Annotated in this window: 13 protein-coding genes and 1 riboswitch; of the genes, 6 read left to right on the plus strand and 7 right to left on the minus strand. The window is 70.3% G+C overall.

Annotated elements, in window-relative coordinates:
• Positions 1-5: 5 nt before the first annotated feature.
• From MCHUDSM44219_RS13425 to MCHUDSM44219_RS13445, 5 genes are all read right to left on the minus strand, one after another.
• Positions 6-1,190, minus strand: coding sequence for a sensor histidine kinase (locus MCHUDSM44219_RS13425; RefSeq protein ID WP_048418745.1), 1,185 nt, complete (start codon positions 1,188-1,190; stop codon positions 6-8).
• A 139-nt stretch (positions 1,191-1,329) separates the two neighbouring features.
• Entirely contained in the window at positions 1,330-2,082 is a 753-nt protein-coding gene (locus MCHUDSM44219_RS13430; protein WP_048418746.1) for a phosphoglyceromutase, read from the minus strand.
• Between the two features lie 18 nt (positions 2,083-2,100).
• Positions 2,101-2,622 (minus strand): type III secretion system chaperone family protein, encoded by a 522-nt coding sequence (locus MCHUDSM44219_RS13435; protein WP_048418747.1) that lies wholly within the window; start codon positions 2,620-2,622, stop codon positions 2,101-2,103.
• Entirely contained in the window at positions 2,619-3,929 is a 1,311-nt protein-coding gene (gene mshA / locus MCHUDSM44219_RS13440) for a D-inositol-3-phosphate glycosyltransferase (protein WP_048418748.1), read from the minus strand. Before mshA ends, MCHUDSM44219_RS13435 begins: the two co-directional genes overlap by 4 nt.
• Before the next feature lie 37 nt (positions 3,930-3,966).
• The gene (locus tag MCHUDSM44219_RS13445; RefSeq protein WP_048418749.1) at positions 3,967-5,262 is read right to left on the minus strand and encodes an ROK family transcriptional regulator; all 1,296 of its coding nucleotides are present in this window, start codon (positions 5,260-5,262) and stop codon (positions 3,967-3,969) included.
• A 191-nt stretch (positions 5,263-5,453) separates the two neighbouring features.
• On the opposite strand from MCHUDSM44219_RS13445, the gene MCHUDSM44219_RS13450 reads away from it, so the two are divergent.
• A complete protein-coding gene (locus MCHUDSM44219_RS13450; protein WP_048418750.1) occupies positions 5,454-6,212 on the plus strand; it encodes an SDR family oxidoreductase in 759 nt (252 codons plus the stop codon).
• Between the two features lie 244 nt (positions 6,213-6,456).
• On the opposite strand, the gene MCHUDSM44219_RS30480 is transcribed toward MCHUDSM44219_RS13450, so the two are convergent.
• Both MCHUDSM44219_RS30480 and MCHUDSM44219_RS30485 read right to left on the minus strand, forming a co-directional pair.
• Complete coding sequence (locus MCHUDSM44219_RS30480) at positions 6,457-7,758, minus strand: L,D-transpeptidase (protein WP_048418751.1); 1,302 nt, start codon at positions 7,756-7,758, stop codon at positions 6,457-6,459.
• 15 nt (positions 7,759-7,773) lie between these two features.
• Complete coding sequence (locus tag MCHUDSM44219_RS30485) at positions 7,774-8,823, minus strand: UDP-N-acetylmuramate dehydrogenase (RefSeq protein WP_048418752.1); 1,050 nt, start codon at positions 8,821-8,823, stop codon at positions 7,774-7,776.
• 26 nt (positions 8,824-8,849) lie between these two features.
• Between MCHUDSM44219_RS30485 and MCHUDSM44219_RS13465 the strand changes: the two genes are divergently transcribed.
• From MCHUDSM44219_RS13465 to MCHUDSM44219_RS13485, 5 genes are all read left to right on the plus strand, one after another.
• Entirely contained in the window at positions 8,850-9,356 is a 507-nt protein-coding gene (locus MCHUDSM44219_RS13465; protein WP_048418753.1) for a DUF2505 domain-containing protein, read from the plus strand.
• 8 nt (positions 9,357-9,364) lie between these two features.
• Positions 9,365-10,174 (plus strand): hypothetical protein, encoded by an 810-nt coding sequence (locus tag MCHUDSM44219_RS13470; protein ID WP_048418931.1) that lies wholly within the window; start codon positions 9,365-9,367, stop codon positions 10,172-10,174.
• A 52-nt stretch (positions 10,175-10,226) separates the two neighbouring features.
• A riboswitch (guanidine-III (ykkC-III) riboswitch) is annotated at positions 10,227-10,293 on the plus strand.
• A gap of 11 nt (positions 10,294-10,304) precedes the next feature.
• Positions 10,305-11,462, plus strand: a complete 1,158-nt coding sequence (locus MCHUDSM44219_RS13475; protein ID WP_048418754.1) for an agmatinase family protein — start codon at positions 10,305-10,307, stop codon at positions 11,460-11,462.
• A 14-nt stretch (positions 11,463-11,476) separates the two neighbouring features.
• Positions 11,477-12,292: a carbon-nitrogen hydrolase family protein gene (locus MCHUDSM44219_RS13480; RefSeq protein ID WP_048418755.1), complete on the plus strand. Its 816-nt coding sequence runs from the start codon at positions 11,477-11,479 to the stop codon at positions 12,290-12,292.
• Positions 12,289-13,155 carry an LmeA family phospholipid-binding protein gene (locus tag MCHUDSM44219_RS13485; RefSeq protein WP_048418756.1) on the plus strand — a complete coding sequence of 289 codons (867 nt, stop codon included), beginning with the start codon at positions 12,289-12,291 and terminating at the stop codon, positions 13,153-13,155. Before MCHUDSM44219_RS13480 ends, MCHUDSM44219_RS13485 begins: the two co-directional genes overlap by 4 nt.
• Positions 13,156-13,157: the final 2 nt, after the last annotated feature.

A 13,157-nucleotide genomic window follows, 5' to 3' on the forward strand; every position in this document is an offset into this window, starting at 1 on the left:
CTGTCCTAGTCCTCTCGGTCGTCGTGCTCGTTCGGGTCGTCCTCGCGCAGATACGCGGGAATCGACAGGGTGAAGGTGGAGCCCGTGCCCGGCTGACTCCACAGCCGGATCGAGCCGTTGTGGTTGGCGGCGACGTGCTTGACGATCGCCAGCCCGAGTCCGGTGCCGCCGGTGGCCCGGGACCGTGCCTTGTCGACGCGGAAGAAGCGCTCGAAGACACGCTCCTGATCGACGGGGGCGATGCCGATACCGCGGTCGGTCACCGCGATCTCGATGTTGTCACCACGTCGCCGTCGGCTGATCGACACCGGGGATCCATTGGGAGAGTAAGCAATTGCGTTGGACACCAGGTTCGCCAGCGCGGTCACCAGCAGTGTCTCGTCACCGAGCACCCGGAAGCCCGTCGGCGCGTCGGTGGTGATCTCGATGTCGGCGTTGTCGGCGGCCACCTTGTGGCGCGACAGCGCCTCGGCCACCACGGTGTCCACGTCGACCGCACCGAGGTCGGGCAGCCGCTCGGCGCCCTGCAGCCGGGACAGCTCGATCAGCTCGCCCACCATGTCGGCCAGCCGGTGCGACTCGGTGACCATCTTCTCGGCGAAGTGGCGCACCGTCTCCGGGTCGTCGGACGAGGCGAGCACCGCCTCGGCCAGCACGCCCATCGCACCCACCGGCGTCTTGAGTTCGTGGCTGACGTTGGCGACGAAGTCCCGCCGGGTCGCCTCCATGCGCGCGTGTTCGGACTGGTCGTCGACGTAGACCACCGCGAACCGCCGGTCGTCCTCGGTGAGCAGCCGCACGTGGCCGCGCACCGAAAGCCCGGAGCGCCCCGGATGATCCCGCTTGCGCGGCACCAGTTCGAATTCGATGTCCTGCCCGCTGGTCAGCGTCCGCTGCGCGGCCTGCCACGCGCGGTCGTCGAGCAACCGGTCGCGCACCAGTCCGAGTTCGGTGGCCCGGGTGTTGGTGTAGACCACGTCACGATGGGTGTCGACGACCACGATCCCGACCGGGGACTGCGCGACCGCGTGGCCGAGCATCTGGGAGACGGTGATGCCGTTCTGCTCCACCATCCGGCGCTGACGGCGCTCGCGCAGCCGCGGAGCTGCCCTCACGCCGACCACCACACCGGCCGACAACGCGAGCAGTGCCACGATCGCCGCGAGCAGCAGCGCCGATACGACACTCACGCGAAAATCGTACGCACTCGGTGAACGTCATCCCAGCAGCGTGCGGCCAAAACGGGACACGTCACAGACGCAAAGACGGAAGTTCGGTTCCGCGTTCTGCGCTGTTCACCCACTGTTCGCCGGGCGGGGATGCGGACCCCTACTTGGCGCCCTGGGCGGCCACCGCGGCCGCACCCGCCGCCGCGGCCTCGGGGTCCAGATAGGTGCCGCCGACGACCGTGGGCTTCAGGTCGCCGTCGAGGTCGTAGCGCAGCGGGATACCCGTCGGGATGTTCAGCCCGACCACGTCGTCATCGGACATCCCGTCGAGGTACTTGACCAGCGCACGCAGCGAATTGCCGTGCGCGGCGATCATCACCGTCTTGCCGGCACGCAGGTCGGGCACGATCACGTCGGTGAAGTACGGCACGAACCGTTCGACGACGTCCTTGAGGCATTCGGTCAGCGGCGCGCCGCCCGGGATGTCGGCGTAGCGCGGGTCGGTGTCCTGGCTGAACTCGCTGCCCGGCTCGATCGGCGGCGGCGGGGTGTCGTAGCTGCGCCGCCACGCCATGAACTGCTCGTCGCCGTACTTGGCCTTCGTCTCGGCCTTGTCCAGCCCCTGCAGCGCGCCGTAGTGACGCTCGTTGAGACGCCAGTCGCGGTGCACCGGGATCCAGTGCCGGTCGGCCTTGTCCAGCGCGATGTTGGCGGTGGTGATGGCGCGGCGCAGCAGCGAGGTGTACAGCACGTCGGGGAGCCGGTCGAGCTCTTTGATCATCTCGCCGGCCCGCGCGGCCTCAGCCCGGCCCTTCTCGGTCAGATCGACGTCGACCCATCCGGTGAACAGGTTCAGCGCGTTCCATTCGCTCTCGCCGTGGCGGACGAGGATCAGCGTCGCGGTATCTGCCATGGGCCGATCCTCTCACGGTCAGTTCTTGTCGTGGTCCTCGATCAGATGCTCGAAAGCCTTCAGATTCTTGAGCGACTCACCCCGCGAGACCCGCCACTCCCACTCCTTCTGGATCGAGGTGCGGAACCCCAACTCCAGCAAGGTGTTGAAGTCGTTGTCGACGGCCTCGAGCACCTGGCCCAGCACCCGGTCGATCTCGTCGGGGCTCACCGACGACAGCGACATCCGGCCGACGAGGTAGATGTCCCCGACGTTGTCGAGCGTGTAGGCGACGCCGTAGAGCCTGCGGTTGCGTTTGAGCAGGAACTTGTAGACGCCCTCGAAGTTCTCGTCGGGTTTGCGGCAGACGAACGCCTCGATGCGGACCGAGTGCTCGCCGACGGTGAGGATCGTGTTGGTGGTGAGCCGCCGCTCGCCGGGGAGCGCGACCACCAGCCCCGGCAGGCCGCCTGCGGCGCCCTTGTGGCGGGTGAACGGCAGATCGTGTTCGGCCAGCGTGCTCTCGATGACGGCCTGCACGTCCTCTGTGCGATCGGTCATGCCCGTACTCCCCTGCGCATCGAGAATCGGCGCCCGCCGCGGCGGGCCGTGGGCTGGCGCTGATGGCGGCCGCGGTGATCGGCGATCGCCCGGCCGTAGCTGTCCAACAGCATGTCGACGGTGTGCCCCCAGGAGAACGACGCGGCGTGCTCGATGGCGGCGCGGCTCATCGTGGCCGGCCCGGCGGCCAGGACGTCGGCCAGGGTGCGGGCCCAGTCCGCGGGGTCGTGGCCGTCGACCAGCGCCCCGGTGACCCCGTCGCGCACGGCGACCGGCAGCCCGCCCACCGCGGCCGCGACCACCGGCGTCCCGCAGGCCTGCGCCTCGACCGCGACCAACCCGAAGGACTCCGAATAGCTGGGCACCGCGACGATGTCCGCGGCGCGGTAGACGGCCACCAGTTCGTCGCGTGACTGCGGCGGCAGGAATGTCACCCGGTCGGTGATGCCCAGCTCGGCGGCCAGGTCGACCAGACCGTCGGGGGTGGCCAGGCCCGACCCCGAGGGACCACCGGCGATCAGCAGCTGCACCTCGGGCAGCCGGGCGACCGCCCGCAACAGCACGTCGGGCGCCTTCAGCGGCTGGATGCGACCGACGAACGCGACGACCGGCACCTGCGGATCGAGGCGCAGCGCCGCGCGGGCGGCACCCTGGTCGCCGGGGGTGAACGTGCCCAGGTCGACGCCCGGGTACACCACGTCGATCCGCGCGGGATCAGCCTGATGCAGCGAAACCAGTTGCGCCGCTTCGTGTTCGGTGTTCACGATGAGCCGGTCGGCTTCGTCGACCACCTGCTGCTCACCGATGGCGCGCATCGGCGGCTCCGGGGAGTCGCCGTCGGCCAGCGCGGCGTTCTTGACCGCGGCCAGCGTGTGCGCGGTGTGCACCAGCGGCACCGCCCACCGGTCGGCGGCCAGCCAGCCGACCTGACCGGACAGCCAGTAGTGCGAGTGCACGATGTCGTAGTAGCCGGGTTCGTGGGTGGCCTCGGCGCGCAGCACGCCGGCGGTGAACGCGCACAGCTGGGTGGGCAGATCGTTCTTGTCCAGGCCCTCGAACGGGCCTGCGACCACGTTGCGCACCAGCACCCCGGGCGCCACCCGCACCACCGCCGGATCCGTCGACGACGTCGCCCTGGTGAAGATCTCCACCTCCACGCCACGCTGCGCCAGCTCCAGGGCCGTCTGCAGCACGTAGACGTTCATCCCACCCGCGTCGCCGGTGCCCGGCTGGGCCAACGGGGAGGTGTGCACGGACAGCACCGCCACCCGGCGCGGCACGGGCAGAGGGTCGGTCGCTGGACGCACACCGTCATGTCTACACGCCCCGCGTGGGTCGACCTGCTCAGGCACTCACCTCGGGCCGGCGGGACTGCGCCCGGCGCATCGCGCCGATCGGGTCGGCGTAGAGGCCGCCCAGCGACACGATGCCCGCGCCGGCCTCCTGCACCCTGTTGCCGAACGCCGTCACCCGGATGTCGCGATGCGGCAGCACCGAACGCGCGGCGAAGGCCGACTCGACGGTGCTCATGCCCTCCGGATACTCGGTGAAGGCCTGACCACCGACCACCAGATCGTCGGGGTTGAGCATGTCGCGCAGCAACGCGACGGCCTCGCCGAGCACGCGGGCGCGTTCGGCGACCAGCGCCGCGGCCTGCTCGTTGCCCTGCCGCGCCGCGCGCAGCACGGCGGTGACGGTCGACGCCGGGCCGTCGGCCGGGATGATGCGGGCCTTGCGCGCGGCGACCAGCACCGCCTCGTCGCTGACCGTGGACTCCAGCTCACCGCTGCCGCCCAGCAGCTCCGACCGGGCCGGCAGCGCGGCGATGGTGCCGGGGCCACTGGCCGGGGAGTGCACCTGCCCGCCGATGGCCAGCGCGTAGCCGACCGTCTCGCGGGCGTACACGTACAGGCTGGTCGAGGTGCGACCCGGGGGCCGGCGGACTCCGAGCAGCAGCTCGGCGCCGGCCATCGCGTCGACGTGCGAGGCGATCGACACGGGCAGGCCGAGCGATTCGGCGAGCACCGGGCCGACGGGCGCGTCCGACCAGCCCAGCCGCGGATGGTCCAGGTAGCCGGTGGTGCTGTCCACGACGCCACCCGCGGCCACCCCGACCCACAGCGGGCGGCGGCGGTGCCAGCGGCTCAGGTAGCGGCGGGCGCTGGCGGCGATGGCATCCAGGGCCCCGGCCTGGACGCCGCGCGGCGTCGGCGTCTCGACGACGTCGAGGGTCCGGCCGAGTAGGTCGGTGGCGACGATGCTGGTGGTGCGGGCGCCGATGTGCACGCCCAGGGTGAGGAAGGGCTCGTGGTTGACCTCGACCGGCACGCGGGGGCGGCCGATGGCGCCGGAGACCGCGAGGTCGGCGCGCTCCCGCAGCAGTCCGGCGTCGAGCAGCGCGGTGACCTGGCGGTTGACCGTGGCGATCGACAGGCCGGTGACCTGCGCGATGACGTCACGGGCGATGGGGCCGCGCTGTCGGGCCGCGGCGAACACCGACGCCGCGGCGGCCTCAGGGACGCGCAGCGCGGGAGCCACGATGTGGTGCAGCAGTGCCTGCGGGTAACGGCCGCTGCCTGCGGTGGCTGCGGTGCGCTTGGCCTGGGCGGCGTGTGAGCGGGCGGCGAGAGAGCTGGTCATGGAATCGTCCTCGAGTCGGTCGGTCGGTGGGGCGGGGCCACACCTGGCGACTCAGCGGGACGGGATCTCGTCCGGGCGCAGTCAGGCGCGGCGGGGTGCGCAACAACAACACGCACGCCGCGCGGCAGCCTCAGCCGCCTGACCGGTTCGGATCACGGGGTCAATTTAACACGAGCGCTAGGGTTGCGTGCATGACGACGCCATCTGATGCCCGCCGAGTCGCCGTGGTCACCGGAGCCAGCGCCGGGATCGGCGAAGCCACCGCGAGAACGCTTGCCGCACAAGGCTTTCACGTGATCTGCGTGGCTCGCCGCGAGGAGCCCATCCAAGCGCTGGCCGCCGAGATCGACGGCACCGCGATTGTGGCGGACGTCACTGATCCCGAGGCCGTCGCGGCGATGGCCGGCCGGCTGGACCGGGTGGACGTGCTGGTCAACAACGCCGGAGGGGCGCGCGGGCTGGAGTCGGTGGCCGACGCCGACGTCGACCACTGGCGCTGGATGTGGGAGTCGAACGTGATGGGCACCCTGCACGTCACCCGCGCGCTGCTGGGCAAGCTGATCGCCTCCGGCGACGGGCTGATCGTCACCGTCACCTCGATCGCGGCCGTCGAGATCTACGACAACGGCGCCGGCTACACCACGGCCAAGCACGCCCAGGGCGTCCTGCACCGCACGCTGCGCAGCGAACTGCTCGGAAAACCGGTGCGGCTCACCGAAATCGCGCCCGGCATGGTCAAGACGGACTTCTCCCTGAACCGCTTCGAGGGCGACACCGACCGTGCCGAGAAGGTCTATCAGGGCGTGACGCCGCTGGTGGCCGAAGACATCGCCGAGGTGATCGGCTTCGTCGCGAGCCGGCCGTCGCACGTCGATCTGGACCTCATCGTGGTGCGCCCCCGGGACCAGGTCAGCGGCGCCAGCGGGTCACGCTTCAACCGCCAGTCCTGACACGTCGAGGTCGCGGGCTCTCAGCAAGCATTCAGCGAATTCACCGTCAATTTCTTGGGATACACCCCAGGGAATTCTTCGCCGGCGACGAGAGGGTGGGAGTCACTTCACCACCCGACAGACGGCGAGGACTGCCATGACCACAGTGACCCTGCCCTCCGCAGCACCCACCGCGACCATCGACGACGAGGCCCTGGAGGCCCTGATCCTCGACGCCTTCTGGGTCGGCGACGAATAACCGTCCTCAGCCGCCGGGGCGGCCGCTGACCGGCTGCGGGGCATCCGACGGCGTCACCGGCGCCGTGCTCGGGATCTGCTGCGGCGGCTTCTGCGACGACAGCGCCGACATCGACGTCCACTCGTCCCACGGCACCGCCCAGTCCCAGATGTCGCCGTCGGCGTAGGACAGGTCGATGCGGGTGCCGGTCACCTCGACCGGGTCGCCGTACATCGCGGAGTTGAAGTACTCCTGGGAGTTCTCCAGATTCAGGTTGATGCACCCGTTGGTCACGTTGGTATTGCCCTGCGCCCCGATGCTGTTGGGGTTGCAGTGGATGAACTCGCCGTTGTTCGAGATCCGCACCGCGAACCGCTCGTGCACGTTGGCGTACCCGGCAGCCGGGTTGGACATGTAGAAGTCCTCGTACTTCTCGGTCACCACGTGGACGCCGCTGCGGGTGACGTTGCGGTCGAGGTCGCCCTCGCCGTAGCTGCACGGGAAGTCCATGATCACCGCGCCGGCCTCGTCGAGAACCTGGATGCGGTGGCTGGAGGCCTCGGCCTTGACCACCTGGCGACGACCGATCGTGAAGTCGAGCGTGGAGTCCGACGCACCGTAGGCGCCCTCGCCGAACGGCACCCCGTAGAGCTTCGCGTCGACGTGGACGGCCGTGCCCGGCGGGTAGTACTCCTTGGTCCGCCAGTGCATGCGCGAGCCGCCTGCCTCGTCGGGCAGCCAGGCCCAGCTGCCCTCGACCTCGGGGGTGGTGGTGACCTTGACGGCCTTCTCCACCTCGGCGCGGTCGTCGTCGGCGATCGCGGCGTCGAACTGCAGGATGATCGGCGCCGCGACGCCGACGGTCTGCCCGTCCGAGAGCTGGAACTGCCCGTTGACCTGCGTGTCGGGGTCGACGGTGGTGAACGACGCCTTGACCGGCACCGCCTTGCCGTCCTGCCCGACCACGGTTCCCGCCCAGCGGTACTCGACGCCGTAGCCGAGCGGCTCGGAGGCGGTGAACTCGGTGCGGTCCCGGTTGAGTGCGCCGGCGACGGGTTTGCCGTCGGCGTTGGTGAGGCTGATCTTCTGGAACCAGCCGTTCTCGACGCTGACGGCGACCCGTGAGGTGGGCGCGACGTCGTCCGCGGAATCCTTGGGTTCGTAGCTCAGCTGCGGCGTGGCGGGCGCCTCCTCGGCGGACTGGCCGGACGAGGAGTTCTTGTCGGTGGACATACACGCCGCGAGCGCGCCCGGTGCGACGACACCGACCGCCAGGGCGGCCAGTGCTCGCCGTCGATTCATCGACGGCACCGGGTTGACAGGGCTCACGTGTTGCCAGCGTACCTAGAGTGCGCACCCGATCAGAATCGGTTCGGGTGTGAGATCGATCCCGAAGGTCGCAGCGACGCCGTCCCGAATCGCCCTGGCCAGCGCGATCACGTCCGCGGCCGTCGCGTTCCCGCGATTGGTCACAGCCAGCGCGTGCTTGGTCGACAGCCGCGCCGCAGCGTCGTCGCCGGGGTAGCCCTTGCTGAATCCGGCGCGCTCGACGAGCCAGCCCGCCGCCAGCTTGACCCCGGCGGCGGCCGGATAGTGCGGGACCCGGCCGTCCATCTCGGCCGCCAGGCGCTCGAACTGCGCCTGAGTCACGACGGGGTTGGTGAAGAAGGACCCGACGCTCCAGGTGTCGTGGTCGGCGTCGTCGAGCACCATGCCCTTGCCGGCCCGCAGCCGCAGCACGGTCTCGCGCACCCGTGCCGGGTCGGCACGCTCCCCCGGTTCGACGTTCAGCGCGGCGGCCAGCTCGCCGTAGCGCAGCGGCGCGCTGCGGCCGGACGGGTCGAGCCGGAACTCGACCTCCAGCACCACGGCGTCCGCAGAGCCCTTCAGAATGCTTGTGCGATAACCGAATTCGAGATGGTCCGGAGTCACCCAGCGGTCCTCGCCGGTCCGCCGGTCCAGCAGCCGGACCCTGCTGATGGTGTCGGCTACCTCGGCGCCGTACGCGCCGACGTTCTGCACCGGTGTCGCACCCGTCGACCCGGGGATGCCCGACAGGCACTCCAGCCCGCCCAGCCCGTGCGCCAGTGACGCCGCGACGACGTCGTCCCAGACCGCCCCCGCCTCGGCCCGCAGCTTCTCCCCGTCGACGGCGATCCGGGGGGTCGCGAGCCGTACCACGGTGGCCGCACCGAGACCGTCGCCGAGCACCACGTTGGACCCACCGGCCAGGATCAGAGCCTCCGGACCGACGGCGCGCATCACCTCGACCACCTGCTCGGTCGTCACACAGGTGATCAGCCGGTGCGCCACGGGGCCGACGCGCAAGGTGGTCAGCGGCGCCAACGGCACATCCTCGGCGACCGCCACGCCCGCGATAGACGAAGTGACCACGGGCGGTAACGGTAGCGTGGTTTGCCATGCCGCGTTCATTCGACATGGCCGCCGAGTACGGCGGCACGGTCGAACAGGTCCACCAGGCGTTCCGCGACGAGGAGTACTGGTTGGTGCGCCTGCAGGACTCCGGCGCCGACCACGCCACGCTCGACGACATGACGATCGACGCCGACGGCGGAATCCGGATCAAGACCACGCAGACCCTGCGCGCCGACCGGCTGCCCGGGGTGGTCACCCAATTCCACCGCGGGGACCTCAGTTTCGTGCGGGAGGAGCTGTGGTCGCCGGTCCGCGAGGGGCGGGCGACCGCGAAGGTCAGCGGCGCGATCCCCGGTGCGCCGGCCGGGCTGACAGGCACCGCGGTGCTGGCCCCGGCGCAGCCCGGCTCACGGATGGCGTTCACGGCGACGGTCGAGGTGCGGGTACCCCTGGTGGGCGGCAAGATCGAGAACTTCATCGGCAGCCAGCTCGTCGACCTGCTGATCGCCGAACAGCGGTTCACCACGGTGTGGATCACCGAGAACAGCTGAGCTGCCAGGTGACCGGCGCCGCCTCCCGACCGCTCGGAGCGGTCACCCGCGGCACCACCGGCCAGAACCGGCTGCGTCGCAGCGACCGATGGCTGGTGCACTCCCCGCGGGTCCGCACCGCTGTGCAGAGCGCCGCCGACCCGTTGATCGTCGACCTCGGTTACGGCGCGCTGCCGGTGACGACGCTCGAGTTGGCGATGCGGATGCGCCGGGTGCGCGCCGACGTGCGCGTGGTCGGGCTCGAGATCGATCCCGGGCGGGTGCGGGCGGGCCTGGCCGCGGTGGCCGACGGTCTCGCCCCCGGTGTCGACTTCGCGCTGGGCGGTTTCGAGCTGGCCGGCCACCGCCCCGTGCTGGTGCGGGCGTTCAACGTGCTGCGCCAATACCCGCCCGAGGCGGTGCCGGACGCCTGGGCGGCGATGCGCCGCGGGTTGGCGCCGGGCGGGCTGATCGTCGACGGCACCTGCGACGAGCTCGGCCGCCGGTGCGCCTGGGTGCTGCTCGATGCGACGTCGGCAGTGACCCTCACGCTCGCCTGCGACCCGTTCGCCATCGAGCGGCCCTCCGATCTGGCCGAGCGTCTGCCCAAGGTGCTGATCCACCACAACGTGCCCGGTCAGCCCATCCACACGCTGCTCACCGCCGCCGATCGCGCCTGGGCGAGCAGCGCGGCACACGGCGTGTTCGGCCCGCGGGTGCGCTGGCGGGCGATGCTGGACATGCTTGCCGCGCAAGGTTTTCCGGTGTTCCCGCCGCGGCGCACGCTGCGCGACGGCGTCCTCACGGTGCCGTGGCCCGTGGTCGCCCCCCTCGAGTGAGGTGTCGCTTTCTGAGTGGACAGGTCCTCGCGGGCGTGCTGACAATGACTCCCAGGAGCCGGTGACCCCGCTCCCCGGACGAGGTGCGTCGTACCCGGACAGCGACAAGACGACGCGATGAGGAGAACTCATGTCCGACGTACCCGAACGTCCCGACCCCTCCGTGACGAACGCCGAAGGCGCCTGGGCGCAGCAGGCCGAAGCGAAGCTGGGCGATCGCCGGCTCCGTGAGGAGATCGACAGAGGCCTGAGCCACGGGCTGGAGGCCGCGCCGTCCATCAACGACCGCACGATCTCGACGTTCGTCCGCGGCGAGAAGCCGCACTTCGCCGGTGAGCGCGGCACGTTCCTCAAATGCCCGTTCATCGAGGACGTCAACGAGGTCGACGACGCCGAGGTCGCGATCTTCGGCGTTCCCCTGGACGCCGGCGCCACCTACCGGCCGGGCACCCGGTTCGGGCCGCAGGGCATCCGCCGATCGACCAATCTGTTCGGAACGTACAACTACGAATCGGGCGTGGATCTGCGCGAGCAGCTGAACATGGTCGACATCGGCGACGTCTTCACGATCCCCGGCAACCTGGAGAAGTCTTTCGACCAGATCAGCCAGGCGATGGCGCACGTCGTGCAGAAGGGCGTCATGCCGATCGTGCTCGGCGGTGACCACTCCATCGGGTTCCCCACGATCCGCGGGATGGCGCCCTACATGGACGGCAACATCGGGATCATCCACTTCGACCGCCACGTCGACACCCAGGAGACCGACCTCGACGAGCGGATGCACACCACGCCGTGGTTCCACGCCACCAACATCAAGAACGCGCCGGCGACCAACCTGGTGCAGATCGGCATCGGCGGGTGGCAGAGCCCGCGCGAGGGCGTCAAGGTCGGCCGCCAACGCAAGTCGACGGTGATGACCGTCGGCGACGTCGAACGGGTCGGCATCGAGAAGATCGCGGAGATGGCCCTCGAGATCGCCTGGAAGGACGCCAAGGCGGTCTACCTGTCGTTCGACATCGACGTGATCGACGCCGGGTTCGTTCCGGGCACAGGATGGCCGGAGCCGGGCGGGCTGCTCCCGCGGGAGGCGCTCAACCTGGTCAAGATGATCTCCGAACCCGGGTTGGCCGGCATCGAGGTCGTCGAGTGCTCGCCGCCCTATGACTGGGCCGAGCAGACCGCGCTGATGAGCTCGCGCGTCATTCTCGACAGCCTCGCCGCGCAGGTCCGGTCCGGCAAGCTCGGCAAGAAGGCCGCCAAGGCCGATCGTCCCGCCTGGGGTCCGTAACTAGTCTGGAGGGCATGCGTGTAGCCCTGGCACAGATCCGCAGCAGCGACGATCCCGCCGCCAACCTCCGCCTCGTCGAGGAGCAGACGCGGCGGGCGGCCGAGGCCGGCGCGTCGCTGGTGCTGTTCCCCGAGGCGACGATGTGCCGGTTCGGGGTGCCGCTGGGCGCCGTCGCCGAACCGTTCGACGGCCCGTGGGCCGACGCGGTCCGCCGGAGCGCGGACCGCGCCGGCATCGTCGTCGTCGCGGGCATGTTCGTCCCGTCCGATGACGGCCGGGTCACCAACACGCTGATCGCGACCGGCCCCGGCGTCGACGCTCGTTACGACAAGATCCACCTGTACGACGCATTCGGCTTCACCGAGTCCGACACGGTCGCCCCGGGGCGGGAGCCGGTCACCATCGTCGTCGACGGCGTGACGGTCGGGCTGACGCTCTGCTACGACATCCGGTTCCCCGAGCTGTACGTCGAATTGGCCGAGCGCGGTGCCGAGCTCATCACCGCGCACGCGTCGTGGGGCACCGGGCCCGGCAAGCTCGAGCAGTGGACGTTGCTGGCCCGCGCCAGGGCGATCGACACGTCGAGTGTGGTGGCCGCGGTCGGACAGGCGTATCCCGGGGACGAGCTCGCGGCGCTCGGGCCGACCGGGGTGGGCGGCAGTCTGGTGGCGTCCGCGCTGGGCGAGGTGCTCGCCGGGGCCGGCGCGGATCCGGAACTGCTGGTCTGTGACGTCGACCTCGACGCCGCGCGCAAGGCCCGTACGACCGTCGCGGTCATGCACAACCGCTCAGGGTTTGCTCATACCGGTAGGGCAGAATCGCTGAGGTGACCGATCCCTGGGCCCGCCCGCCGCAGCAGTCCGGCCCGGCGTTCCCACCGCCATCGCCGCAGAACCCGCAGTACCCGCAGCATCCGTCCGCGCCCCCGCAGGAAGGCTCCTCGTTGCCGGCGAAGTTCAAGAAGTTCTTCAGCGACCCCCTGTCCATCGTCCTGGTGGTGGTGATCGTGGTGGCGCTGGTGTTCGCCGGCCTGCTCGGTGCCGAGCTCTACGCCCGCAACCGGGCCGACACGGTGGTGGCCGGGGTGGTCGAGTGCGTGGTGCAGGACGACGCGACCGCGTCGTTCGGGGTGCTGCCGCCGTTCCTGATGCAGCACATGTCCGGTCATTACACGAACATCCGCATCGAGACCGCGGGCAACCAGGTTCGTGACGCCAAGGGCATGAAGGTCAACCTCGACATCGACGACGTTCGCCTGCAGGACACCCCGACCTCCAGCGGCACGGTCGGCTCCCTGGTGGCCAACATCGACTGGTCGGCCGACGGCATCAAGCAGACCATCCAGGGCGCCATTCCGTTGATCGGCAGCTTCGTCACCGGGGTGACCACCAACGCCAGCGACGGCACGATCGAACTCGAGGGCGCGCTGGGCAGCATCACCGCCAAGCCGCAGGTCGTCGACGGCGGTATCGCGCTGTCGGTGCAGAAGGTGACCGGGCTGGGCTTCACGCTGCCCCGCGAGGCCGTTCAGCCGGCGCTGGACGCGTTCACCGCGCAGCTGACTCAGAACTATCCGTTGAACATCAAGGCCGACTCGGTGTCGGTCACCGATACCGGTGTGCAGAGCCGCTTTTCGACGCAGAACGCGTCGATGCCCAAGCAGACCGACGACCCCTGCTTCGGCACCCTGTAGGT

Origin of the sequence: Mycolicibacterium chubuense (assembly GCF_001044255.1) — a bacterium.
Taxonomy (GTDB): Bacteria; Actinomycetota; Actinomycetes; order Mycobacteriales; family Mycobacteriaceae; genus Mycobacterium; species Mycobacterium chubuense.